Below are 26,174 nucleotides of genomic sequence, written 5' to 3' on the forward strand. Positions count from 1 at the left end.
TTGGATTCATGAAAAAGAAAAACATCATATTATTTACTTGTCTTATAGCCGTGGGTATCGTGACATCTTGCAATAAGTTCTTGGATGTTCAGCCCGAAGACAAGGTTTTAGAATCCGAACTCTATTCCACAAAAGAAGGAGTCAGAACGGTACTAAACGGATTTTATTTGGACTTAGCTAACAGTAATCTCTATGGAGATAAATTGACGCTTTCTACTGTCGAAATTCTAGGTCAGCGATATAATCTGTCGTCCTCTAGTCATAATGAATTCAAAACAGCAACCTATGCCTATAAGGAAAAGCCGACGATTACGCACCTAGATGATATTTGGTCCAAATCATTTTCTACAATTTTGAATATTAATGCCTTTGTAGAGAATCTAGAAAAGTATAAAGGAGTAATTGATCAAAAGACTGAAGATATCTACAAAGGAGAAGCTTTAGCGATGCGGGCTTTTTTACATTTTGATTTGTTTCGATTATACGGGCCCCGTTACTCGACTGCTGATTCGACTAAGCAAAGTTTGCCGTACTATCAAGGTAGCAAAACAACTATTAACCCCCTCCTACCTGGTAACGAATTTATCGATAATGTTATTGCTGATTTAAATGAGGCAGAGACATTGCTTCAACAAGATGCAATTATCGCGTTAGGCCCCAATATCGCCAAACCCGAAGCGATGGTTGACTTCTTGATTAATAATAGAAATTATAGAATAAACTATTATGCTGTTAAGGCATTGAAGGCACGCGTTTTATTGTATAGAGGAGATAAGGTGAGTGCTTTAAAATATGCGAAAGAAATTATTGCAGTTTCTGAAAAGTTTCCTTGGACTACCTCGGGCAATGCGTTGGTTGAAAAACAAAATCCGGATAGGGCATTCACCACGGAGATGCTGTTTGGAATAATGAATTCGCAGTTATATGACCGGTATCAAAAACTGTTTGACCCATCCAACCAAGATAAGCAGATTTTGGCCCCTATTGAAGCCAGATTGTCTGCACTTTATGAAAATAATGAAAATGACTATCGTTATAATCTAAATTGGGCAAAGCCGTCAAATGGATCAAAACCGTATAAAACCTTTTTGAAATATGCTGATATAGTAGACAAGGAAAAAAGCTTCCGGTATACAATTCCCTTGATCAAGAAAAGCGAAATGTTTTTGATTGCTGCGGAGAGCGAGCCAGTTGCTGCAGAGGGGGTAGCCCATTTGAATGAGTTACGAGCCAATAGGGGATTACTTCCCCTTGCTGCAACTGCTAATATAAACACAGAATTACAGAAGGAATACCAAAAAGACTTCTTTGGCGAAGGGCAGTTATTCTTCTTCTATAAGCGTCGTAATGTTACCTCTATTCCTAACGGGTCGGCTTTGAGCGGTAATATTTCCGTTAACTATAATATACCAATGCCTGATTCGGAAGCTATCTATAGACCATAAAAAAAACAACATGAAACAGTTAAGTAATATAATTTTGCTCTTTATCTTTTTGATTGGTGTAATAGCCTGTGAAAAAGATCTTCACAGTTTTGACGTAAAGCCCGCTGTTTATTTTAATGAGACAGCTAGACTTCCTTTGTACCAAAATGAAGTGCTTCGGGATTCTACCATAATATCCTTTGGTTTAAGTGGGAATACAGTTGTGGACTCCATTATACCTATGGTGGTGACGTGTATCGGAGCTAAGGAAAGCTTTGATCGGCCGTATGAGTTACAAATCGATAGTAAATCGACGGCCGTTGAGGGAGTTCATTACCAAATCATGAATAATGAATATTCTATAAAAAAGAATAGGCTACAAGATACAGTCTTTTTGAAAATATTTCGATTAGAAGAGATGAAAACCAAGGAGTATACCTTGTTTTTCAGCCTTTTGGATAATGACAACTTTTCGACTAGCATGAAGGAAAAGGTTCGTAATCCTACCACAGGAGAGAAAATTTCATTTGTAACCTATAAATGGTATCTAAATGATATTGTGCGTAGACCAGGACGCTGGTTGGACGGGTTTTTAGGTCCATTTTCGAGAAAAAAACTCTACCTAATGGTTGATGTGTTGGGGATAGAAGCAGAGTATTTGGATAAGAATGTTTCTATCGCGGAGACTAATGCTTATGGACAGTATATGCAACGTTATTTAAATGAACAGGCGGCCCAGGGAAATATTATTTTGGACGAAGATGATCAACCTATGGTGATGGGGAGTTCTGTTCAATAATTTAAAAGAAGATAATCATGAGTATAAAACAATATATCGTTTTTTGTATATCGCTTCTAGCTTTGTACATAGCCGTATCCTGTCAGAAAGATATCGGTAACTATAGCTACAATGAGATGAATGCGTTGGACACCGTGTACAATTTGCCAAAAGAAGTTGTAGCAAAAGTTGGAAAACCATTGGAGATAAAGACGGATCCCAAGTTTGCATTGGATCCAGAGTTTAAGCAAGAAAATTACTCCTTCAGATGGTATTATATTGGCTTAAATGAGAAGAAAGTGACCACTTTTTTGACATTAAGCACAGAGAAAGACTTAAAGCTTCCCAATATGGGGTTGGCGGCAGGAAACTACGAGTTTTTTTATGCGATTACAGATAAGAACACAGGAGTAACCTATACCCAACGGTTTAAGTTGAAAGTCGAGAATGAAATCAATGAAGGTTGGATTATGATGAATGAAGCCAATGGCGTCGCTCGGGTTGATATGTTGGTGTTGAATAGCCAAGGAGGGTTTGATCTCTATAACAATCTACTCTCGCTTACAGGTTCTGAATTAAAACTCGAGGGCAAGCCTGTCATGACTTACAACTATTCGACAGGGTTATTGATCGGACCCGATCAAATAAGCTTTGGTTTGTATTTAGGCACAGACAAGAGGACTACTAAAGTGGAACCTAATACTTTCAAGTGGACTTATACCATGGATTTGACGTACGAGATGTTTGGAAACATTCCCCCAAATTTTTACGCGGAGGTCATACGACAAAAAAATGGCGGAGCATCATATATGCTTGGAAATGAAAATCTGTATTTTTACGAAAGAGCTAGACAGATTGTTTATTCTGCACCTTTAAACTATATCTCGGAGGAGAAAAAATCGTTTGCTTTAGCACCGTTTATTGCGACGGATCAGATGAACAGTGTTAGCCCAGCGTTTTTATATGATAAGACGAATCGCCGCTTTGTAAAAAATATGAATGGCAGTACCACATGTATTACTATTCCAGACCCAACCGACAAATTGTTTAGTTTCTCTACTGGAATGGATGTAATGCACATGCGATGGATGGCGTTCAATGGCGGAGAGATCTTCTCCGTGTTAAAAGACCCCAATTCTTCCAAAAAGTATTTAGCTAGATTCAACGCCACAAGTCACGACCAGACCTATTACAGTGAGATCATTGGCACAGATATCGCTAATGCCGAGCGTTTTGCGTTTAGTCCCGAATTTGGTTATGTATTTTATACGGTAGGAGGTAAGCTGTATGAATATGACATGGTTTATAAGACATCCAAACTTATGTTGGATCTTGGAGGCCAAAAGATAAGCTACTTAGATTTTTATGAGTTTAAGAAAACGACTAAATATAAAGATAGTAATAAGCTAATGGTCGGTAGCTATGACCCCTCCAAATCCGATGGAACAGAAGGACGTTTAGATATTTATACCGTACCAAGCTTAAATGACGATTTGATTCTCGATCAGAACTATTCTGGCTTCGGTCGTATTAAGAGCTTGACTTATAGAGAGCGTTAGACCTGTTTTTATAATACATCCCATCCTGGTAAATACAAAATAGGATGGGATCAACATTTTCATAATGGAAAAAATAAGATACCTATTACTTGCGCTCTGCTTTGTTATAGCAGGAGCGAAAGCGCAGGAGCAAGCGTTTGAGGGATCGTTTGAAGACTGCAAAGCAAAAGCGCAGAAAGAAAATAAACTGATTCTTATTGATATGTACTTTGTGGGCTGCATGCCCTGTGCTGAGATGGACAAAAAAGTATTTCCTGATCCGCAGGTACAGGCAGAGGTTCATAAGAATTTTATTCTCTATAAGACCGATGTGATGAAAGAAACGGATGGAAAGAAACTGGCACGCAAATACGGAGCAAAAGGATTTCCTACCTATGTTATTCTAAATGCTGAGGGTAAAGCTATTTTGACGGAGTCCGGGTTCTTTGGTGTACCTCGCTTTGTTCCCTTGCTACAGAAGGCCGTTCAGTTAAATGAGCAAAAGCGTTATTTGGCATTTGATACAGACCTGGACAAGGAATATCCTGCGGCTTATAGCGAGCGGTTTATCAAGACAGGAGTCAATCATCCTTTTTCAGAGTTAGAGCCTTATTTGGCTCAACAAAAAGATTTGTTTAGCGAAGCAGCATTTCTAGCTAATTCGGTGACCCAGTTCCCGCAATACGATGATTGGACATATGACAACCTTACTAAACTGATCGAAATGTACGGCGGCAACCTATTAATGAACAAGATTAATGGTCTCGCAAAAATAAAAAGCGAACAGTTTGGTAGTAAGCAAGATGTTGATGCACTTTGTAAGATGTTTGCCTATATAAAGCCTGTATTTAACGATCATCTTTGGGAGGTTTTCTTGCCCAGTTTTGTTACTGAATTTTATAGTGCATCAAAAGATGCTGAAATCTATTTTACGTTAATGGATGAATTCAATCTTTATCTCAAATGGGGAGAGCGAAGCAATGCGCTCGGGCAAGTAATTATTGACCAGAAGGAAAACTCCTCGGTGCTTAAAAAAATCCTTGCCCAATACGAGGAGCAGGCCAAAAAAGACAAGCTTGAGTTTTCCGACCAGTACAAGCTCACCTTGTTGTACACCTACCTTGGCGATTTTAAAAATGCTGACCAAGCAATAGAGCAATTGCTGACAGATGATTTCAAAAACCCATATTATAAGATTAAAAAAGAAGACGTATTAGCGATACAGGCTGCTATTAAACGTAAAGATATTAATGGTTTCGTCGCTATGGATTTAAAACGTCCTTTAGGGTTTTCCATGAATTAAATCAATTAAAATTCTGAGTTAAACCCAAGAAAATAAATACAGATTATATATGATCAAGAAAATAGTTTTAATGTTTGTTGCAGTAATCACGACCATGATGGCTATAGCACAGACAGCAAGTAATATCAATGGTACGTTAGATTCCGCTCCGTATCGGAAGGTGAGTCTATTTAAAATTTACAATGGTCGCTTAGTTGAGATCGCGACATCTACCCCAGATCAGGAAGGTCGTTTTGGCTTTCGTTTTACGCCCACTTACGAAGGGTTGTACATGGTCGGCACGGGTACTTCTCAAAACCAACAGGGGCTTCACCGTTTCTATTTTAAGGGGGGAGAGGATCTTAACGTTAAGATATCAAAAGAAGGGTATGAGCTGATCGGAAAGAACAGTAAAGAGAACCAAGCGCTTTATGGATGGGATAAGCAGTCTGCAAACTTCAAAGACAAAGGAACAAATTTGGCCGGTATGAGTACCTATGTAGATTTTTTTCCAGAGGTAGAGACTTTTAAAGGTAATATAGCAAAGATTGCGAAATCTGTCAAAACAGGCAATGCGAAGTTTGATGCGCTGTTTCCAATACTTGTAGATTTTGACTTTGCCTATTACACGATATCTTACCTCTATATGCCGCGTTCTGCTCATCCAAAAGCAGAGGATATGACTGCGTATTATACTTCATTTAATGCTGATCAATATTTAAAAGATGAGTTGCTTCAATTACCCTATGGAGATCGTTTTCTAAACATATTAGTGTTTAAAAAGATAGATTTGGCAACAAAGCCAGACTTTGACCAACAGGTGGCGGCTATTCCTTCCAAGGCGCTAAAAGGACAGTTTATAGTCAACCGTTTGGAAGGAGCCCGTTCGTACAATGATTTCTTAGAGATGAGCGAGCAGTACAAGGACCACTTTATTCTCAAAGAGCAGCAGGAGCGTGTAGCAGCTGTAGGAGCCAAACTTGTAGAGACCAAAACAGGAGTTCCTGCCTTTAAATTTGCCTATCCAGATATTGATGGTAAGAAAATAGCTTTGGATGATTTGAAAGGTAAAGTCGTCTTGGTAGATCTTTGGGCCACTTGGTGTGGACCATGCCGAGCCGAAGAACCATATTGGGAAAAGCTGAATGCGGAGTATGAAGACAAGGCAGTCGCATTTGTCGGTGTATCTGTAGACCAAGATAAACCAAAGTGGGAAGAATATGTGAAAACGAAAAGCATGAAGGGCATACAGATTCATGCAGGATCCGGTAATGACCTGTCAAACGCCTATAAAGTAACCGGTATTCCACGTTACATCCTAATCGATAAAGCAGGAAATCTAATTACAGCGGATAGTCCACGTCCATCTGATCCTAAGCTAAAAACACTTTTGGACGAGTGGTTAAAGAAATAAAAGTTTTATCATGTTGTTTGTGTTAGAGAGGTTATCGAAAGGTAGCCTCTTTTATTACACCGTTTTCTTCCAGAAGTTCAATAGGCCATTGCAGGCCGAGCCATCCTGCTCAAAACTTCCAGGCACTTCATTCCATCCGCCCCAATAGGTCGCCAATCGGGTACCGATAGGCAATTGATCAAGCTCATTTTTCATATACCTCGTATAGATCCTAAACAGCTTTCTGTCTATAGGTATCAGGTCATCGATAGGACAGGAAGTGTCTATATTTTCGTAGAAAGAATTGTAGAAATAAAAGGCATCGTAGTCTGCAAAGTTTACCTCACTGATATTACCATGCATAAATTCCACATTCTGTATATCATACTTTTCAGCAATATCCGTAGAAAGCTTTATCAAAGACTCCCGTTGTTCGATTCCATAGAACATTCCGTCCGTACATGAGGCACCCACAAGGCAGAACTTGCCGACACCAGCGCCGATATCCAGTACCTTCGTTTTTCCATCCTGTACGAGGTATTCCGCGGCAAGCTTGGCTACTGCGACAGGTGTCCAATGCCGATCCGCAAGATCCTTTATATGCGAAGGATACAGATCATTGAACAAACTGTCCTCTACATCCATATTTGATTGCAGTGCTTTAAAAATCATTCGATGGCGTATATTTTTGGTTTGCAAACTAGAATAACTACAAAGATAAGGACATTTTGTCGAAATGCACATTTGCTTTAACTTTTGGACTTTAATGACTCTATTGTATTACGAATTATTGACTGTGCATTTGATAAAGTTATTTCATCTCATTTTGATGCTTGTGTATATTTTCAAAGCGTGTTCATGTTTTGTAAACAGGAGAGTCCACTGTTTTTCTATATATTCGTAGATTAAGCTGACACTATATACCTAACCAGCCATGAATAACAAATATACAGATGAGAAAGAACTGCTGATTGGACTTAAGAGTAGCGATGAACATTCATTCGATATGCTTTACAAGATGTACAGTAAAAGACTCTTTCATAGTATACTTTTACTTGTCAAATCAGAGCAGCTTACCTTAGATATTATCCAAGATGTTTTTATGAAGGTCTGGCAACGAAGGCACTATATAGATACCGAAAAGAGTTTCAAATCCTACCTATATGTAATTTCAAATAACTTTGTGAAAGATTACTTTAGAAAGGTCAGTAAAGACCAGAAGATGAAAGATTATTATCTGAATCAAGGTATAGATTCTTTTGAAGGTATTGAACCTTCTTTGGCGTTTAAAGAGACCAATCAATTGCTCGAAAAAGCTTTGGATACGCTGAGTGAAAATGAAAGAGCTGTGTTTGTATTATGCAGGCTAGAAGGAAAATCCTATAGCGAAGCAGCTGAAGTTTTAGGTTTATCTTCATCAACTGTAGGAAATAATCTAGTCCGTGCAACGTCTAAAGTAAAAGTATATCTGTCTGGATCAGTGATGTTCTGGGCCCTAATCATATCGTCTTTGTAACTTATTTCAATTTGTTGAGGTATGATTTGCTTGTAGCCACGTATTATATATAGTACAGGCCAGAGAAATGAAGAGAATAACCAAGGAGCTATTATATAAATATATTAACGGAGAGAGTACTATTGAAGAAATCAATAGTCTATTATTTTTTTTAAAGGAAGAAGATATAGATTTTGACTTACTTGAAGATTTGCAAAACAAAAAACAACAGGCTGCCTCCATGGGGCACGTCGACGATAGGTTAGAAAAAGTTCTTCTCAATATTAAAAATGAAATAGCTTATACATCAACATACAAGCCGTTTAATTTCAAGGTTTTATATACGGCTGCGGCATCCTTGATCCTATTGATAGGGTTTTATGCTATTTTCGTAACCTATTTTGGAAAAATAGAAGAGCGGGAGGTAATGGCAGAGATCATTCAACCCAAAGCTTCCATCAAGTTTGGCAATGGGGAAGTTCAGCATTTGGACAATATTGATCGAGAAGCTAAAGAAGGTCGTTCACTCGTTGTTTTAGATAGCTCTGGATTTATGTCTTTGGGCAAAAGTGAATCCAGTCACGAAACAATATCCTATAATACTCTAAAAACTCCAGCTCGGGAGATTATCAAGTTTATACTTCCCGACGGTTCTAAACTTTGGTTAAATGCCAATTCCGAATTAGAATTTCCTGATAGGTTCTCTTCTAATGAAAGAAGGATAAAACTGACCGGAGAGGGATATTTCGAAATCCAAAAAAGCAAACTCCCATTTATCATAGAGACCAATAACCAAGAGCTGAAAGTCTTAGGCACCCAGTTTAATCTCACGTCCTATAAGGATGACAATTCGGATGTAACCACGTTAATTGAGGGAAGTGTCGGTGTCATGTCTAAGCACGATCAGGATGGTAGGTCTACTATCTTAAAGAACAGAGGTGAACAGTTGGTGCTGAATAAAACTATTCAGAAGATCACTATGGTAGATCTTGAATCCTATACCGGATGGAAAGAAGGATGGTTCATCTTTCATCAGTTAAGCCTACATGAAATGTGTAAGCAGATCGCAAATTGGTATGGACTGGATTTGGATTTTAGGATAAAAACGACTAATTCTTACTATGGCGAAATAAAGAGAAATGTGTCTTTGGAAGAGGTTATGGGGCTAATCGAAGGAATTGCTGATGTAAAATTGCAAAAGCATGGAAATATATTAAAAGTCTATAAATAGAACACAATTATTTAATCGTTAACCAATTAATTTAATTTTATGAAATTTAAAGGTGGAAGGTACAACCCATTAGGGAGGTGTCCTAGCGGGGTACGTTATGGTATTATTTGTGCCCTTATTGTATGTTTAAATATACTCAACATTCAGGGTACTATCGCGTTTAGTTACGGACAGGTCATCAGTATTGATTTTAAAAATTCTCATTTAGAAAAAGTGATGACAGAGATTAGAAAGCAAAGTAATTATAGCTTTCTTTTTGATACAAAGATTCTAGAAACAGTTCCATTAGTAACCGTAAAAATAAAATCGGAGTCTATTGACGAGGTACTTAAGGCAATGGTAGAAAAAGTAAACCTTGACTACCGAATAGAAGGAACAGTTATATATATTCTGCCTAAGGCAGCCTATGACAGAGGAAGAAAGCGTAGTACATTGAAGGTTAATCCTGAGGTGACCCAAGAGCTCATCAGGGTAAGCGGAGCTGTCAGGGATTTGGACGGGATACCGCTGCCAAATGTGACAGTAATTGAAAAAAATAAAGACATTAATGGTACGGTAACAGATAAGGATGGAAAGTATACAATTGACATCGCTAACAACGGGACATTGGTGTTTAGATTGGTCGGGTATGAAAACAAAGAGTACTTCATTCAAGGACAAAGTATCTTAAATGTTGAGCTGGCACAAAGTGCCAATCAGTTAGACGATATTGTAGTGGTTGGTTTTGGAACTCAGCGTAAGGTTGATATGATTGGTTCCGTTGTATCTGTTAAGCCATCTGATTTGAAAGTTCCATCGAGCAATCTTACGACCGCTTTAGCAGGAAAGGTAGCGGGTATCATTGGTTTTCAGAGAAGTGGAGAACCGGGGATGGACAACGCCGATTTCTTTATACGTGGTGTTACCACATTCGGGTATAAAGTAGATCCGCTTATATTAATCGACAACGTCGAGGTGACTACTACTGATTTAGCACGATTACAGGTTGACGATATTGCTAGCTTTTCTATTATGAAAGATGCCACAGCTACGGCAGTGTACGGAGCAAGGGGAGCCAATGGAGTGATTCTGATCCAGACTAAAGAGGGTAAAGAGGGCAAAGTTAGTTTGGCATTTCGCTTTGAAAACTCTATTTCGAATCCTACCTCTGATGTAGAGTTGGCAGACCCTATTACTTATATGAAATTAGGAAATGAATCGGTATTGACACGTAACCCTAGTAGCTCAACTTTACCATACTCATTAGACAAAATTATTAATACTGGGATGGGAGAGGATCCTATTCTTTATCCCGCTGTAGATTGGAAAAAGGCATTAATTAAGGATTACACGATAAACCAAAGATACAATCTGAGCGTAAGTGGTGGCGGAAGTGTGGCGAGATACTTTGTATCAGGAGCATTGAATCAGGACAACGGTTTGTTGCGGGTCCCGAAGATTAATAACTTCAATAGTAACATTGATTTAAAGACCTATTCGTTGAGAAGTAATGTTAATATAAACCTTACAAATACCACTGAGTTACTGGTGAGGATGAGTGGTTCATTTGACGACTATACTGGGCCAATCAAAGGGGGAACCCAAGTCTACAGAGATGTTATGCGTACCAATCCCGTATTATTTGCACCCTATTATGAGCCAGGAGGTGATTATCAGTACCTCCAGCATATCATGTTTGGAAACTATGATGATGGTGAATCAGCTTTTTATCTTAACCCATATGCACAGATGGTTAGAGGTTATAGAGATTATTCAAGATCTATGATGTTAGCTCAGCTTGAACTGAAGCAAAACCTTTCTTTCATTACACCGGGGCTTAACTTCAGAGCGATGGCCAATACGACGAGAAATTCCTTCTTTGAGATATCCAGAAAATACGACCCGTTTTGGTACAAAGCGGTAGAGTCTGGATCGTCAGATAAGCACAGTTTTATTGCATTAAATGAAGACCAAGGCGCTGAATATTTGGATTACGGTGAATCGGACAAGAAAGTCAGTTCAGTTTTTTATCTAGAGTCAGCTTTGAACTACAGTCGGACCTATGCAGAAAAGCACTCACTTAGTGGTTTGTTGGTTGCAATCCTTAGAAATAGGTTGGACGGGAGCGCCGGTAGATTACAGCTTTCTTTACCCTATAGAAACCTAGGTTTGTCGGGGAGGTTTACCTATTCATATGACAACCGATACTTTACAGAGTTCAACTTTGGATACAACGGATCCGAGCGGTTTGCAGCTAAGAATAGATTTGGATTTTTTCCTTCAGGAGGTGTAGCTTGGAGTGTCTCAAATGAAAAATTCTGGGAAGATATAAAGCCTGTTATCAATAATTTTAGGATAAGAGGTACCTATGGTGTGGTAGGGAATGATGCTATTGGAAGTGCTGGGGACCGGTTTTATTATTTATCGGAAATAGACATGGCGTCTACAGAAAGAGGAGCTAAGTTCGGGACAGAGAAGGGGTATTCAAAAAAAGGAATTTCTGTGAAGCGATATTCTAACCCCGACATTACCTGGGAGACAGCATATAAGAGTAATGTTGCTCTAGAATTGGGCCTTTTTAATAAAGTTCAATTCATGATAGATCTGTTTAGAGAGCATCGAAAAAATATATTTATGCCAAGGAGCAATATTCCAACTACAATGGGACTTGCTGTTGACGTTTCTGGTAATGTGGGTGAGGCTATGGGTAAAGGGGTAGATCTCTCTTTGGATTTTAACCATCAGTTTTCAAGTGATTTCTGGATGCAGTCGATGGTAAATTTTACGTATGCAAAAAGTGAATATAGAGTATATGAGGAGCCAGAATACCCTCACGCATGGATGAGCAAAGTTAGAACCCCTTTATCTGCTACATGGGGATATGTGGCCGAGCGTTTGTTTATTGACGACGCAGAAGTTTTAAATTCACCAGAGCAGGCATTTGGTGATTACAGAGCAGGAGATATCAAGTTTAAAGATTTGAATGGCGATAATAAAATTGACGAAATGGATCGGGTACCACTTGGCTACCCAACAATTCCTGAAATTAACTATGGTTTTGGGATTTCGGCAGGCTATAAAAACATTGATATTTCTGTTTTCTTCCAGGGATTGGCTAGAGAATCTTTTTGGATTGATACAAAAGCAACGGCACCATTTATGAGATACACATATAGTGGTGAGACTGTGGAGCCAGGGACTATTCTACAAAATCAGTTATTGAAAGCATATGCTGACAGCTATTGGTCTGAAGACAATAGGGATATCTATGCTACTTGGCCCCGATTATACTCGTCCAGTTTATCAGATGCCAATTCTACTAATTCTTGGTTTATGCGAGATGGTATATTCTTGAGACTGAAACAGGCCGAGATCGGTTATACCCTTCCAAAACAGCTTTCCGAACGGATGAAAATATCAAAATTAAGAGTCTATGGATCGGGGACAAACCTTCTATTGTGGAGCAAATTTAAGCTCTGGGATGTTGAAATGGCGGGAAATGGATTGGGGTACCCTTTGCAGAGAGTTTTTAATCTAGGTATTCAGTTATCAATTTAAATATAAATAAAGATGAAAATATTGAATAATAAAATATATGCCCTTATTACGTCAGCTGTTTTAATGGCAGGCTGCTCTAATTACTTGGATATAGTACCTGATAATGTGGCTACAATCGAATCGGCATTTTCTTTAAGAAGTACTGCAGAAAGATATCTTTTTACCTGTTATTCATGGCTTCCGTCACATATGAATCTGACTTCCGATCCTGCCATGATGGGAGGAGGAGAGCTGACTTCGTTGTACCCTCAGAATACGATCAGTGGTTTCCGATATGCTCGAGGAGAGCAGAATGCCACTAGTCCCTTATTAAACTTTTGGTCTGGATCCGGTTCGCTTTATCGTGGTATAAGAGATTGTAATATCTTTCTGGATAATATTCATAAAGTTCATGATATAAATAGTCAGGAACGCGAAAGGTGGGTGGCAGAGGTGAAGTTTCTAAAAGCATATTATCATTTTTATTTGCTTAGGCTCTATGGTCCGATTCCTTTAATTAAGGAAAGCCTTCCTATTTCAGCTGGAATTCTGGATGTAAGAGTATTTCGAGATCCCATCGACGATTGCTTCGATTATGTTGTCCAACTTTTGGACGAGGCTATTATGGATTTACCAGAGATGATTATAGATGAAAATTTTGAGGCAGGTCGTATCACGAAACCGATAGCGATGGCAATAAAGGCAAAAGTTCTTGTAACATCTGCTAGTCCATTTTTTAATGGAAATTTAGACTATCAAGATATGATCGATAAGCGAGGAATTGCACTTTTTAATACCGAGTATAATCATGAAAAATGGAAGTATGCAATGGATGCTTGCAAAGAAGCTATTGATATATGCCACAAAAATGGGATCCAGCTGTACGAGTTTGAGCCCAAAGCGGGCGAGGAAGTTAGCGAATCTATAAGATATCAGATGAATGTTCGTAATAGTGTCTGTGAGAGATGGAATGTGGAATCGATCTGGTCAGATCCAAACAATGAGGTTAATCAGGCGGGATTGACACCGAGATCTTGGAATCCAGACTTATTGAATACCAATACCACGGGGAGGTATGCGCCGGGTATCGCCTTTGTAGAGTTGTTTTATACCCAAAATGGTCTTCCTATCAAAGAAGACAAGACTTGGGATTACGATTCTAGATATGAGATTAAAGCTGCTTCATCAGAAGACAGGTACCATATCGAACCAGCATATAAAACAGCAAAGCTTAATTTTAACAGAGAAAACAGATTCTATGCTAGTATCGGATTTGATGGTGGAAAGTGGTATGGTCAAGGTAAATTTAAAGATTCTGACATGTGGACTATAAAGGGCAAATTGGGGCAACACACCGGAATTTCTATACAGACTAATTATAGCCCGACAGGATATTGGCCCAAAAAGTTAATTAACTATCGCAATGTTTTCACTAGTACGACTGCAGCTTCTCATTCTGTTGTGTGGTACCCCGTACCCGTAATGAGATTAGCGGATTTATATCTTCTCTATGCAGAGTCCGTTAACGAATATCTAGGGCCTAATGATGAAGGATACAATTACATTAATAAGGTAAGGATGCGATCTGGGGTACCAAGTGTACAGGACGCTTGGAGTCAATTTGCAAAAACACCGTCTAAGTACACTGAAAAAGAAGGTTTAAGAGCAATAATACAGCAAGAAAGACAGATTGAGTTAGCATTTGAAGCCCAGCGTTTTTATGATATTAGAAGATGGAAGATCGCATTGGATATTTTAAATGAGCCAATTATGGGATGGAGTGTGAATCAGGTTGCTGAGACAGACTATTATCGACTAAATACTGTTTTTGAACCACATTTTGAAAAGAAGCATTTATTAGAGCCGATACAGTTTAGTGATGTTCTTGTAAATAATAATCTATTACAGAATCTAGGATGGTAAAATTTTAATGAAGATAGAGATGAAAATATATATATGGATTTTATTGGTGCTGTGCGTTATTTCATGTAAAGAGGAAAGCCATAAGCCAAGCCCAACCGGAGATGTACCAGCAGTGATAAAAAATTATACAGTTCAAAACTTTCATGGTGCATCAGAAATTGACTTCGTATTTGAAGATAAAGTAGCGAGTTATATTTTGGCGGAATACGAACCGGTCAAAGGCATAAAAAAGGAGGTCAAGGCCTCAAGGTTTGGTAAAACATTACGTTTGGATGGTTTTGAAGCCGAAGGAGAGTACACCGTCAAACTGTATGCGGTCAGCGAGTCTGAGCGAAAGTCTGCTCCGGTTATTATTCAAGTCAATCCATTGACTCCGCCATATGAACTGGCTGTTAATAGTTTGGAGGCAGGGCCAGCATTTGGTGGTTTTGTAGTTAATTATAAGAATATTGAAAAAGCAGATTTGATACTAGAGGTCTTAACCAAGGACAATTTTGGGAGGTGGAAAGTGGTTGAAAGAAGTAATAATAACATTGAAGATACCCGTTTTGTAGCTCGGGGTTACCCTCCTCATCCTCAAGATTTCGCGTTTTATATTAGAGATCGTTGGTCCAATCTTAGTGATACAGTTTTCAAAGAGATTACTCCTTATGAGGAGAAGCTGATAGATATGTCTAAATTTTATGAAACCAATTTCCCTACGGATAGCTATGAGGGGCATCTGACGGGTGTATCTGGAGGGAGGAAAATTTCCTTTTTATTCGACGGTAAGTTTACACAGCAGGGCTCTTGGTATACGCCTCCAAACTCGGGTATTCCTATGCATTTCACCATCTACCTCCAAGGAAAATATCAATTGAGTAGATTAAAGCTATGGCAGCGCGGAGGGAATGATTACTATTATCAGTCGGCTAATGTTAAAAAGTTTGAAGTCTATGGTAGTAACAACCCCAACTCTGATGGTACATGGGATAGTTGGACTTTGTTGAAGGTTTTTGAAAATATTAAACCATCAGGGAAGCCTTTGGGAGATAATACAGATCAGGATAATGAAACTGCAGCTGCGGGGGAGGATTTCGAGTTTGATCTAGATATACCTTCTGTCAGTTATCTTAGGATAAAGGTGGTAGATACATGGGGCAATCAAAGCTTTATGCATATCGCGGAGATGGAAATTTATGGAGCAAAAGCCAAGTAAGCTATGAAGAAAAAAAAACGTAATCTCATCACACTGGTAGCGCTCTTACAGATCTTTTGCCTACTCGATGTATATAGCCAGATCACCAGTCCGTTGGCTCACTTTGGGTTTGAGATAGGAAAAGATTATCACCTCACCAATTATACACAGACTGAGGCGTATTTTCTCCAACTGGCAAAGGAGTCAGACCGGATTGTTACACAAAACTTAGGGCTCACTGAAGAGGGACGTAATCAATATATGCTGATCGTAAGTTCCGCAGAGAATTTGGAGAAAATGGAGCATTATCAGGAGATTTCGCGAAATCTCGCGTTGGCAGACCTAGCGGATGTTGCAGCACAACGGTTAGCCGAGGAGGGTAAAGCTGTCGTTTGGATAGATGGAGGATTACACTCGACAGAAACTGTTGGCACCCATCAGTTGATCGAGACCATATACCAGATGGTCAGTAGAGATGATGATGAAGTGAAGAGAATTCTAAACGAAGTAATTATTCTCTTTGTTCATGCCAATCCCGACGGACATGAAATCGTTGGAGACTGGTACATGCAAGAGCCGGTTGCTACAAAACGCAAAATGGGGAAATTACCCGTTATGTATCATAAATATATTGGGCATGATAATAATAGGGATTTTTTTATGTTTAATATGGCCGAATCTCGCAATATGGCAAAGCCACTGTTTATAGATTGGATACCTCAGATCGTTTATAATCATCATCAGAGTGCACCAGCAGGAACAGTAGTGGTTGGCCCGCCTTATAGAGATCCTTTCAATTACGTGTATGATCCTATTTTGGTGACGAGCTTAGATGCAGTTGGAGCAGCGATGCACACGCGCTTGAATGTTGAAGATAAACCAGGATATGGACAACGCGGTGCATCACGATATTCTACGTGGTGGAACGGAGGGCTTCGTACTTCTGTATACTTTCATAATATGATCGGTATTTTGACGGAGATAGTTGGGGGACCTAATCCGTCTAGCATACCGCTATATTTAAATCGGATACTACCCAATGGAGATTCTCCCAACCCCATTCATCCCCAACAATGGAACTTTAGAAAATCGATAGATTATTCGGTAACACTTAATATGGCTGTTTTAAACTATGCTGCTAGAAATAAAAGAGACCTGCTATACAACATTTACAAAATGGGGAGTAATTCTATCCGGAAAGGAAAAGAACCCAATCTATTAATGAGACCTGGACAAATCTCCTTTATGAGAGAAGTCTCGAAAAACAAAGCTGATAATAAGATTGCTGAAAAATGGTTTGCCGAGTTGAATAATGATCCTGAGCGAAAAGATCCTGTTGCTTATATAATTCCTGCGGACCAAACGGATATGGGGACAGCGGTTAAGTTTTTGAATAAGCTGATATTAGCAGGGGTAACTGTTGAAAAGGTCAATGAAGACTTTGCTTGCGAGGAAAAGACAGTTTCGGCTGGAAGTTATGTCGTACGATTGGCGCAAGCTTTTAGACCACATATTTTAGATATGTTCGAGCCACAGGACCATCCCAATGATTTTGAGTACAAAGGAGGCCCCCCAATTCCCCCGTATGATGCAGCAGGTTGGACATTAGCATACGTTATGGGAGTGAAATTTGACCGTGTTAAAAGCCCTATCTCTTCATCCAAAACGACGATACTTGTTAGAGGACAGCAGATCGAAAATGAAGGTATGACCATACCCAAGGGTAAGTATATGGTGTTTACGACAAAAGCAAATGACAACTATAAATTGATAAACAAGTTGTTAAAAAAAGGAATAATCGTACAACGAGATAAAAAGGGAAACTTCTATGTAGAGAATACTGTTCGGAATAGAGAGGTCATACAATCCGAAAAATCTATAGCATACCATGTGAATATAGTATCTAAATTGCCTATAGATTGTCGTAGATTAGATAGTTTGCGTATAGCATTGTGGGACAATTATGGAGGAACGATGAAATCCGGTTGGATGAGATGGCTTCTCGAGGACTTTGGATTCGATTTTGAGGTCATCTATAATCCGGATATTGATAGAGGAAATCTAAAAGATCAATATGATGTGATCATTTTTCCTGGTGGAGGAATAGCACGCAGTTTAAAGAAATCTGGTGTCGATGTGCCTGAGCCGGATCAAAGGGCAGGTGATTTAAACAAACGTTTAGGTAATTTTACCGCTGATATTTCCCTCCCATCTGTAACAGAATTTGTACATCAAGGGGGTAAAATTATTATGATTGGAGAAAGTAGTAATTTGGCAAAACACCTTGGTATCCATTCTGAAAATCCACTGATCAAAAATGTTGATGGAAAGAAAAAGCCCCTATCTAAGGAAGAGTTTTATATACCGGGGAGTATTATGAATTTAAAAGTCAATACCATAGCCGCGGAAACCAGCGGATTAGAAGATCGCGTTGATATTTATTTCGACAACAGTCCCATCTTCCGCTTTAATGACGATGGTGTAGATAATAAGATTACGCCCTTACTGTTATTTGATTCTGAACATTCACTCAAAAGCGGCTGGGCATTGGGACAGCACTATCTTAATAATACTGTTGCGGCCTACTCTGCTTCAATGGGGAGAGGTAGATTGTTTGTTTTTGGCCCAGAAATAGTATTTAGAGCACAGGCTCATAGTACATTTAGGCTAGTTTTTAATCAATTATACTAGTTAAATATTAAAGAGGTAAGTGTTATCCAAAATGGATAGCACTTACCTCTTTACATTAAATTTTAAAATTTTAGTTTCTGTAAGGCGAACCTAGACCAGACGATTGATTCTTTTATTGACTCTTCTGCCATGTGTGACCAGTCACAAGCAGTTTGCATGACGTTAAAAAACAAATTTCAACCATTTGTAAAATATTTGTTAAGTTTAGGCCGATTAACTGACCGAGATTTAATGACCACTGTGTGTCCATACGACGAGAGAGACTTATTGCTTCAGCTACAGGGAGGAGACGAAGTCGCTTTTGGGCATCTATACGACCACTATTGGGCTTCACTTTATAGCTATGCATATAATAGGTTGCGGTCAAAGGAATTATCGCAGGATATTGTCCAAGAAGTGTTTATGGACATGTGGCGGAGAAGAGAAACGTTACAAATAGATAATTTGTCTGCATATTTACACACTGCAGTCCGCTTCTTGACTTATAAAGAGCTCAAAAAACTACCTTTGGATCATTCTTATTACCTCGAATTCGAAGAATATCTGGTTTCTTATATCTATGCAGATACCGCAGTCCAAGAAAAGGAATACCAACAGCTGCTCGCTTCTTGGATAGAATTGCTCCCAGAGAAAAGGAGAAAAATATTTCTCCTCCACTATCTAGACGGATTGTCGACAGAAACCATTGCAAACGACTTAGGTATTTCTCGTAAAACCGTTCAGAATCAGCTCCAACGAGCCAAGACAGAACTTCACGAAAGATATGCACATTACCTCACAACACTTCTCATTATAACTTCGCTTTTAAAATAATTTTATTTTTTTCACTTTCTTTTGGGACTTTCTGAATTTTCCTGCACATACACTATAGACCGATCTATAAACCGGATCGGTATAAGTTATGAAGGAGCAAGCAAACAGTCAATATTTAAAGGAAATAATCGCCCGTTATCTAGCGGGTACAGCGACAGCTGCAGAGCTAGAGTTTCTCGAACAGCGGGATATGCTTATTGATAAGGACGGCGGCGATTTTTCAAAGATAAATGGGCCAGAAAAACAAGATATTAAAGATCAGATCAAGCAACGTCTTGATCTAGAGATTCGTCGTTCTAGGCCTAGTATAAGGTTTGTCCGATGGGCACGATATGCGGCAGCAGCCTTACTTTTTGCTACGGTAGGAACAGAAATATATTACTATTCTCAATCCAACTCAACCCAGGTTAACGAAGAGCTTAAAGCCGAAGCCAATATAGCGTCATCCGCAACCATCTCGCCAGGAACCAATAGAGCGACGATCGTGCTGGATGATGGTTCGGAGTACCAACTCAGCGAATCGCAATCCGGAATTGTTAACGCGGTCAACGCGATTACTTACGAAGATGGTAACCCCATCAGTACCAGTGCATATACCTCTGCTACAATTGTGGTACCTGCCGCAGGGCAGTATCGTGTCACACTGAGCGATGGGACCAAAGTATGGCTCAATTCGATATCCTCCTTGCGCTATCCGGTGCAATTTAGCGGATCCGAACGCCGAGTAGCTCTTAGTGGCGAGGCCTATTTTGAGGTACATAAGGATGCTTCCCGTCCTTTTATTGTCGAGAGTGACGGACAGGAAGTCAAAGTATTGGGTACCAAGTTCAATGTCTCAGCTTATCAGACATTTCCCCTTATCACCACCCTTTTAGAAGGGGCTGTAGAGGTATCTGCTGATGCTGCAGTTCAGAAGCTGACACCGGGACAACAAGTCCGGGTTTCTGATGGAAAGATGAAGCTTATGAAAGGCAAGGTCGATCTGGAGGAAGTAACCGCCTGGAAAAATGGATATTTCAAATTCAGCGGTAATCTGGAGAGCATCATGGATAAAGTAGCCCGGTGGTATGATATTGAGGTGATCTATAAAGTCAAACCCGATCCCAATATGACTTTTGAAGGAAAGATATCGAGGGACAAGAATATAGAAGAGATTTTTGAAATCATGGAACTAACCAAAGAAATACATTTTGAAGTACAAGGAAGGAGCGTAATTGTTATGAAATAATCATTATTGACCATGGTTGGTTCGGAACTAAAAACTAGGAGTGTTGGTAGCACCCCTAGTCACAAATGCCGGATCCACCCTTCCCATTTTGGGATAAAGAAATTATGGATATAAACACTTTTGGATAAAACCCAAGCGACTTAAATTTATGAATTATAAATCAGACTTCAGGCGTGAAAGTCAAAAACACGTCCTGATTAAAATTTTGCTGAAGATGAAACTAGTTATGTTTTTTCTGACGGCGGCGATATTACAGGTAAGTGCTACTAGTTTTGCACAAAAAATTACCCTTAATAAAACCAATGTACCATTAGAAAGGGTTATCAATGATATTCGGGAACAGAGCGGCTACGATTTTTTTTATAATAAGAAGCTGATAAAAAATGCGAATCCTGTCTCTGTTAATATTAAAAATGAGCCTCTTGCAAAGGCCTTAGAAGCCTGTCTTCAAGGGCAAGAACTAACCTATGAGATAAAGAACAATGCTATTATCATCATGGCGAACCCCGAACGGGAGATTCTTGAAAGACCTATTACAGGCGTAGTTACCAACGGATCCGACGGGAAGGCTCTGGTTGGTGTGACCGTTCAGGTCAAGGGTACCAAGACGATCGCTCAGACCGATGATAAAGGACGTTTTTCTTTAGTGGTACCCGACGGAGGAACTCTTTTAGTGATCCGTTATATGGGGTATAAAACACAAGAGATCACCATTGCCGATTTTAAGCATTTTGTGATCCGGTTGGTGGCAGATGACAAAGAATTAGATCAAGTTGTCGTGACGGGGATATTTCAGCGGCCTGTGGAGAATTTCACGGGATCTGCTGTAACACTAAAAGGAGAAGAGTTACGAAAAGTAGGTGTTACGGATATCTTCAAGAACGTTGCTACATTAGACCCAGCATTTAATATTGTTACCAATAATATCACAGGCGGCGATATCAATCAGTTGCCTGATATACAGATTCGTGGACAGAATTCTTTTCCGACTTTAGGTGATGCCGTATCGAATAGACCCAATCAGCCCCTGTTTATTTTAGATGGTTTCGAGGTTAGTTTGGAACGTATCAAAGACTTGGATATGAATATGATCAGTTCGATTGTGATCTTAAAAGATGCTTCGGCAACAACGATATACGGTTCTCGAGGTGCCAATGGGGTTATGGTTGTTACGACACTGCAACCCGAACCGGGTAAATTCCGGGTATCCGTGACCAATGATATGAGCATCTCCACGCCCGATTTGTCGGTTTATAGATTGCTTGATTCCCGTCAAAAGCTAGATTTTGAGCAGCGTGTAGGTATCTACTCAAATGATGATCCTAGTTATCAATATGCACTCGACCAGTTGTATAACAAAAGGCTGAAAGATGTACAGGGAGGTATTAATACCGATTGGCGTAGTCTAGCTGTACAGACCGGAATCAATAACCGTACGACTGTGTCCTTGAGCGGAGGAGAGAATGCTGTACGTTATGGTCTCAATGTTACAGCCAACGCACAGAATGGAGTGATGAAAAAACAAGACCGGACTAATTATCAGGGACAATTTGACTTCAGCTATCAGGTTAACAAATTCCGCTTTAGCAATTCCGCACGCTATTATCAGACCACGTCTAATGGTTCTCCTTATGGCTCGTTTTCAACTTATCTGGATTTGAATCCCTATTGGGCTCCTTATAATACAGATGGTACTTTACGGTATTATCTAGAAGAGTTCAAAGCTCAAGGGCCTTATTCTTATGAAACAAAGACAACCAACCCTTTGGTTGATGCGACTTTAAATAGTATTGACAAAAATCGATCTATCGGATTTCAGGATAATCTAAATATCCGGTATGATGTCCATCCTTCATTGTTTATCGAAACCAAGCTAGGTATTACGAAAGAGTTGGTGGCGTCCGATCTATTTCTTCCTGGTACCCATACAAAGTATGCTCGAGAGGCTAATCTAGCGCTCAAAGGTGAATATACCAAGGGGCAGACCGAGCGACTCGACTATGAGTTTGCTACCTATTTAAATTATAACAAACGTATGGGGAAAAGCTTGTTGTTGGGTACGTTTAGTTTTGAGTTGGGAAGTCGTAAGACCGATGGTTATAGCTTTACTTCGGTAGGCTTTCCTACGGACAATCTAGATCATATCCTTTATGCTACACAATATAAACCCAATTCACGCCCAGGAGGCACGGAGAGTACGGCCAATCGGATGGGCTTCCTGCTCAATGGTAACTATAGCTACGACAATAGGTATTTGGCTGATCTATCCGTGCGTAGAGACGGTTCCTCGGCTTATGGTACAGATCGCAAATTTGGTGACTTTTGGTCGGTAGGATTGGGCTGGAATCTGCATAACGAAGCTTTCTTCAAGGAGCATAGGAATATTAATCGATTGAAGTTACGGGCTAGTTACGGATCTACCGGATCGCTCGAAATCCCGGCCTACGCATCGCTGACAAAATACATCTATGATGTGGACAATGTCTATGATGGAGGTCTAGGTATTGGAATAGCTAGTATAGGAAATCCCGATCTAGGTTGGCAGGAAAAAAGAGAGCTTAATGTAGGTACGGATATGGAGCTGTTTAATACACGATTGACTGTTAGGGCAGAATATTATAACTCAACTACCAATCAGGCTATTACCCAATTGACATTAGCGCCTTCCATAGGCTTTGATTCTTATTATGAAAACTATGGTAAAATCAATAACAAAGGCGTTGAATTGGCAGTACAGTATAAAGTCGTTGAAGATTTGGAACGTGATTTTACTTGGATGTTATTTGCCAACGGGCTTCGGAATACCAACACCTTGTTGAAAATATCGGACAATCTGCGCTCGCTAAACGAGAGCCTTAATGAAAAATCGAAGACCATTCCCAATTTCTTATTTGAGGAAGGCAAGTCTACCACTAGTATTTTTGCGGTACCTTCCTTGGGAATCAATCCGGCTAATGGTCGGGAAATATACTTAAAGAAAGATGGTAGCCAGACCTACGACTGGTCTGCAGCAGATAAAATTGCTTATGGTAATAGCATACCTAAAGTGCAAGGTGCTTTTGGTACGAATATTTATTACAGAGGTTTTGAGTTAGGACTGGCATTAGACTACCGATATGGTGGGCAGATCTATAATCAGACGTTGGTAGATCGTGTAGAAAATGTGAACCCTCGTAACAACGTTGACGAGCGCGCATATAACTTAGGCTGGGCCAAACCAGGGGATGTGTCTCAGTTCAGGAGGATTTCTGTTTTTACTGGTACACAGACCTTTACTACGACACGTTTTGTAGAAGATGAGAACACAGTTAACCTCAATTCGCTTTCTTTTGGTTATTTATTCCGAAATCAACTTTTTATGCAACGAATTGGTTTTAGCTCACTGCGGGTAAGAGGCATCATGAATGATGTTGCTCGCTTTAGCACGGTTCGGATAGAACGGGGCAAAGACAATCCTTTTGCTAGAATATACTCTTTGACTATTAATGCATCTTTTTAAGCCAACATAATATGAATCGTAACAATTATATATATATCGTCTTCATCAGTCTGATCGTGTTAACGGGCTGTGAGAAGTTTTTAGAGAATACGCCACGGGCCAGTATCTCTGACGATAAGTTATTCGAGAGCGAAGCTGGTTTTGAGCAGGCACTCAATGGGGTGTACAGTATATTGGCAACACAAGATTTATATGGTGACAATCTGACTATGGGCTATCTGAGTGCTTTGGCCAAAAATTATAATATCACAGTGAATAGCCATATCTTCTTTTTGACTAAGAGTTTTAACTATGAGAATTCATCTCGAGTGAAAGCTATCTGGAATAGAAGTTACAATGCCATTGCTACACTCAACAATATCTTATCCCACATCGACAACCGTCAATCCCTATTTAGTAGGGACAAGTATCGTCTAGTTAAAGGGGAAGCCCTAGCATTGCGGGCCTATTTACATTTTGATCTTTATCGGTTGTTTGGGGAAAATTATCGAACCAATCCAGATGCCTTAGCTATTCCGTATCGTAACGAGTTTAGTCTTTCTGTTAAAGCCCCTAATACCGCACAGGAGGTGGTTCGTATGTCCTTGGCTGATCTGAACCAAGCTGAAGAATTGCTGTCTATCGACCCGATTACTAAAGAAGATGCGCATAGGCAATACCGTATGAACTACTATGCTACTTTGGCACTGAAAGCTAGGATATATGGCTACATCGGCGAGGGTAGTGAGGCTAAAAAGTATGCTAATTTAGTGGTTCAAGGTAAAAAGTTTCCTTTTGTGAAGGAGGCGGCTATTGCTACTAGTATAGCAGATCAGAAAGATCGATTGTTTTCCACTGAGCTTGTTTTTGCCCTTCGCGTCAAGGATATTGCTAAATGGACAGAAGAGGCGAATGGAGGTACCACTCGTTATTTTCGTTATAGTATGTTCAATGCAAATAATAATGCTTTAACGACTACACAAGCCAATTATAGAGATCTATTCGAAGGAACTCTCTATCCTGATGACTTCAGGTATAAGTATTTGTTTGAGGACGAAAAGACTAATGTATCTGGAGGCGTGGAAAAATATCCGTCTAAGTATTGGCAGAAAAGCGGTAGTGGGACTTCCAGTACCGACCGGATTGATCAGACGGTGCCTTTAGTTCGCATTAGCGAGATGTATTATATTCTTGCTACCTATGAGAGCTCCGTTGATGAGGCATTAGGTTATCTCAATACAGTTCGTCGGAACCGTGGAATTAAAACAGACCTTGATGCAACTAAGATCGATGCTGTCCAGTTGATCAATGAGATCACCAAAGAGTACCAAAAAGAGTTCTATGCCGAAGGACAGACTTTCTTCTGGTATAAACAGATTGGTGCCGAAAGAATTAAGTTTTACGAATCTGTGGTGTTGCCCAGCAACTATATTTTCCCAATACCGGTCGACGAACTAGAGTACAATCCCAATTATTAAAAGCTAGATATGATGAAAAAGATATTTCTATTTACACTTTTGGTGAGCATATTATATAGTTGCTCTAAAGAGGACTATATTACTTATACTGAAAAAAATGGCCTTTCTTTTACAAGAGGAGGCAACTTTCCAAACAGTGATTCCATTACCTACTCGTTCGCAACACAGGTTGTAAAGAAGGAGGCTGACACCTTATGGGTGCCGATAGCACTGACAGGTGTAGCTGCTCAGGTCGATCGTCCGTTCCGGATTAGTATCAAACCAGGGGCTAGTGCCCAAGAAGGTGTACATTTCAAACTGATGGAGTCTGTTTTTCCGGCCGATTCGGTTTTTTTCTACTACCCAATTGTCTTGTTTCGTACCACAGACCTCTTGGAGACCAGCCGTACATTTTCTTTGACTATTGAAGAGAATGACAATTTTTCATTAGGAGCATTGTCTACTTCGTATTATCCTTCCATCCGGATCCGTGTGTCTGATCAGGTGATGAAACCAACTTGGTGGGGAATCGCAGAAGATCATTATTATGGTAACTATTCCAACGGTAAATACCGATTTATGATTGAGGTATGTGGCATTGTTGATTTTTCACAGGGTACGTTGAATTATCCACAGATATTGAATTACCAAGGATTACTCCGAGCTAAACTGCAACAGTATGAAATAGATCACGGAGAGCCACTAAGGGATGAAAACGATAATGCCATAACCATTTAACCCACGAAAGAG

Annotated in this window: 17 protein-coding genes; 16 read left to right on the forward strand and 1 reads right to left on the reverse strand. The window is 39.6% G+C overall.

Annotation, left to right across the window (positions count from 1 at the left end):
* Nucleotides 1–8 precede the first annotated feature (8 nt).
* The 5 genes from JKG61_RS11880 to JKG61_RS11900 all read left to right on the forward strand — a co-directional run bounded on the left by JKG61_RS11880 (nucleotide 9) and on the right by JKG61_RS11900 (nucleotide 6,436).
* Nucleotides 9–1,445 carry a RagB/SusD family nutrient uptake outer membrane protein gene (locus JKG61_RS11880; protein WP_202103210.1) on the forward strand — a complete coding sequence of 479 codons (1,437 nt, stop codon included), beginning with the start codon at nucleotides 9–11 and terminating at the stop codon, nucleotides 1,443–1,445.
* A 10-nt stretch (nucleotides 1,446–1,455) separates the two neighbouring features.
* On the forward strand, nucleotides 1,456–2,223 hold the full coding sequence (locus JKG61_RS11885; RefSeq protein WP_202103211.1) for a DUF4843 domain-containing protein: 768 nt from the start codon (nucleotides 1,456–1,458) through the stop codon (nucleotides 2,221–2,223).
* Between the two features lie 17 nt (nucleotides 2,224–2,240).
* Nucleotides 2,241–3,761, forward strand: coding sequence for a PKD-like family lipoprotein (locus tag JKG61_RS11890; protein ID WP_202103212.1), 1,521 nt, complete (start codon nucleotides 2,241–2,243; stop codon nucleotides 3,759–3,761).
* Between the two features lie 64 nt (nucleotides 3,762–3,825).
* Nucleotides 3,826–5,043: a thioredoxin family protein gene (locus JKG61_RS11895; RefSeq protein ID WP_202103213.1), complete on the forward strand. Its 1,218-nt coding sequence runs from the start codon at nucleotides 3,826–3,828 to the stop codon at nucleotides 5,041–5,043.
* Between the two features lie 49 nt (nucleotides 5,044–5,092).
* Nucleotides 5,093–6,436 carry a TlpA family protein disulfide reductase gene (locus JKG61_RS11900; RefSeq protein WP_237249464.1) on the forward strand — a complete coding sequence of 448 codons (1,344 nt, stop codon included), beginning with the start codon at nucleotides 5,093–5,095 and terminating at the stop codon, nucleotides 6,434–6,436.
* 54 nt (nucleotides 6,437–6,490) lie between these two features.
* Here JKG61_RS11900 and JKG61_RS11905 read toward each other — a convergent pair whose 3' ends face one another.
* A complete protein-coding gene (locus JKG61_RS11905; RefSeq protein WP_202103214.1) occupies nucleotides 6,491–7,087 on the reverse strand; it encodes a methyltransferase domain-containing protein in 597 nt (198 codons plus the stop codon).
* A gap of 262 nt (nucleotides 7,088–7,349) precedes the next feature.
* Here JKG61_RS11905 and JKG61_RS11910 point away from each other — a divergent pair, with 262 nt between their 5' ends.
* The 11 genes from JKG61_RS11910 to JKG61_RS11960 all read left to right on the forward strand — a co-directional run bounded on the left by JKG61_RS11910 (nucleotide 7,350) and on the right by JKG61_RS11960 (nucleotide 26,162).
* Nucleotides 7,350–7,931, forward strand: a complete 582-nt coding sequence (locus JKG61_RS11910; protein WP_202103215.1) for an RNA polymerase sigma factor — start codon at nucleotides 7,350–7,352, stop codon at nucleotides 7,929–7,931.
* Nucleotides 7,932–7,998: 67 nt separating this feature from the next.
* Complete coding sequence (locus JKG61_RS11915; protein ID WP_202103216.1) at nucleotides 7,999–9,141, forward strand: FecR family protein; 1,143 nt, start codon at nucleotides 7,999–8,001, stop codon at nucleotides 9,139–9,141.
* Nucleotides 9,142–9,180: 39 nt separating this feature from the next.
* Nucleotides 9,181–12,678: a TonB-dependent receptor gene (locus JKG61_RS11920; RefSeq protein WP_202103217.1), complete on the forward strand. Its 3,498-nt coding sequence runs from the start codon at nucleotides 9,181–9,183 to the stop codon at nucleotides 12,676–12,678.
* A 12-nt stretch (nucleotides 12,679–12,690) separates the two neighbouring features.
* On the forward strand, nucleotides 12,691–14,580 hold the full coding sequence (locus JKG61_RS11925) for a RagB/SusD family nutrient uptake outer membrane protein (protein WP_202103218.1): 1,890 nt from the start codon (nucleotides 12,691–12,693) through the stop codon (nucleotides 14,578–14,580).
* A 19-nt stretch (nucleotides 14,581–14,599) separates the two neighbouring features.
* Nucleotides 14,600–15,778, forward strand: a complete 1,179-nt coding sequence (locus tag JKG61_RS11930) for a DUF5000 domain-containing lipoprotein (protein ID WP_202103219.1) — start codon at nucleotides 14,600–14,602, stop codon at nucleotides 15,776–15,778.
* 3 nt (nucleotides 15,779–15,781) lie between these two features.
* Nucleotides 15,782–18,448 carry a M14 family metallopeptidase gene (locus JKG61_RS11935; RefSeq protein ID WP_202103220.1) on the forward strand — a complete coding sequence of 889 codons (2,667 nt, stop codon included), beginning with the start codon at nucleotides 15,782–15,784 and terminating at the stop codon, nucleotides 18,446–18,448.
* A 231-nt stretch (nucleotides 18,449–18,679) separates the two neighbouring features.
* Entirely contained in the window at nucleotides 18,680–19,261 is a 582-nt protein-coding gene (locus JKG61_RS11940) for an RNA polymerase sigma factor (RefSeq protein WP_202103221.1), read from the forward strand.
* Between the two features lie 88 nt (nucleotides 19,262–19,349).
* Nucleotides 19,350–20,489 (forward strand): FecR family protein, encoded by a 1,140-nt coding sequence (locus JKG61_RS11945; protein ID WP_202103222.1) that lies wholly within the window; start codon nucleotides 19,350–19,352, stop codon nucleotides 20,487–20,489.
* A 214-nt stretch (nucleotides 20,490–20,703) separates the two neighbouring features.
* Nucleotides 20,704–23,988 carry a SusC/RagA family TonB-linked outer membrane protein gene (locus tag JKG61_RS11950; RefSeq protein ID WP_202103223.1) on the forward strand — a complete coding sequence of 1,095 codons (3,285 nt, stop codon included), beginning with the start codon at nucleotides 20,704–20,706 and terminating at the stop codon, nucleotides 23,986–23,988.
* A gap of 11 nt (nucleotides 23,989–23,999) precedes the next feature.
* A complete protein-coding gene (locus JKG61_RS11955) occupies nucleotides 24,000–25,445 on the forward strand; it encodes a RagB/SusD family nutrient uptake outer membrane protein (protein ID WP_202103224.1) in 1,446 nt (481 codons plus the stop codon).
* 9 nt (nucleotides 25,446–25,454) lie between these two features.
* Nucleotides 25,455–26,162 (forward strand): DUF4843 domain-containing protein, encoded by a 708-nt coding sequence (locus JKG61_RS11960; protein ID WP_202103225.1) that lies wholly within the window; start codon nucleotides 25,455–25,457, stop codon nucleotides 26,160–26,162.
* Nucleotides 26,163–26,174 lie beyond the last annotated feature (12 nt).

It is taken from the genome of Sphingobacterium faecale (assembly GCF_016746095.1).
Lineage (GTDB): Bacteria > Bacteroidota > Bacteroidia > Sphingobacteriales > Sphingobacteriaceae > Sphingobacterium > Sphingobacterium faecale.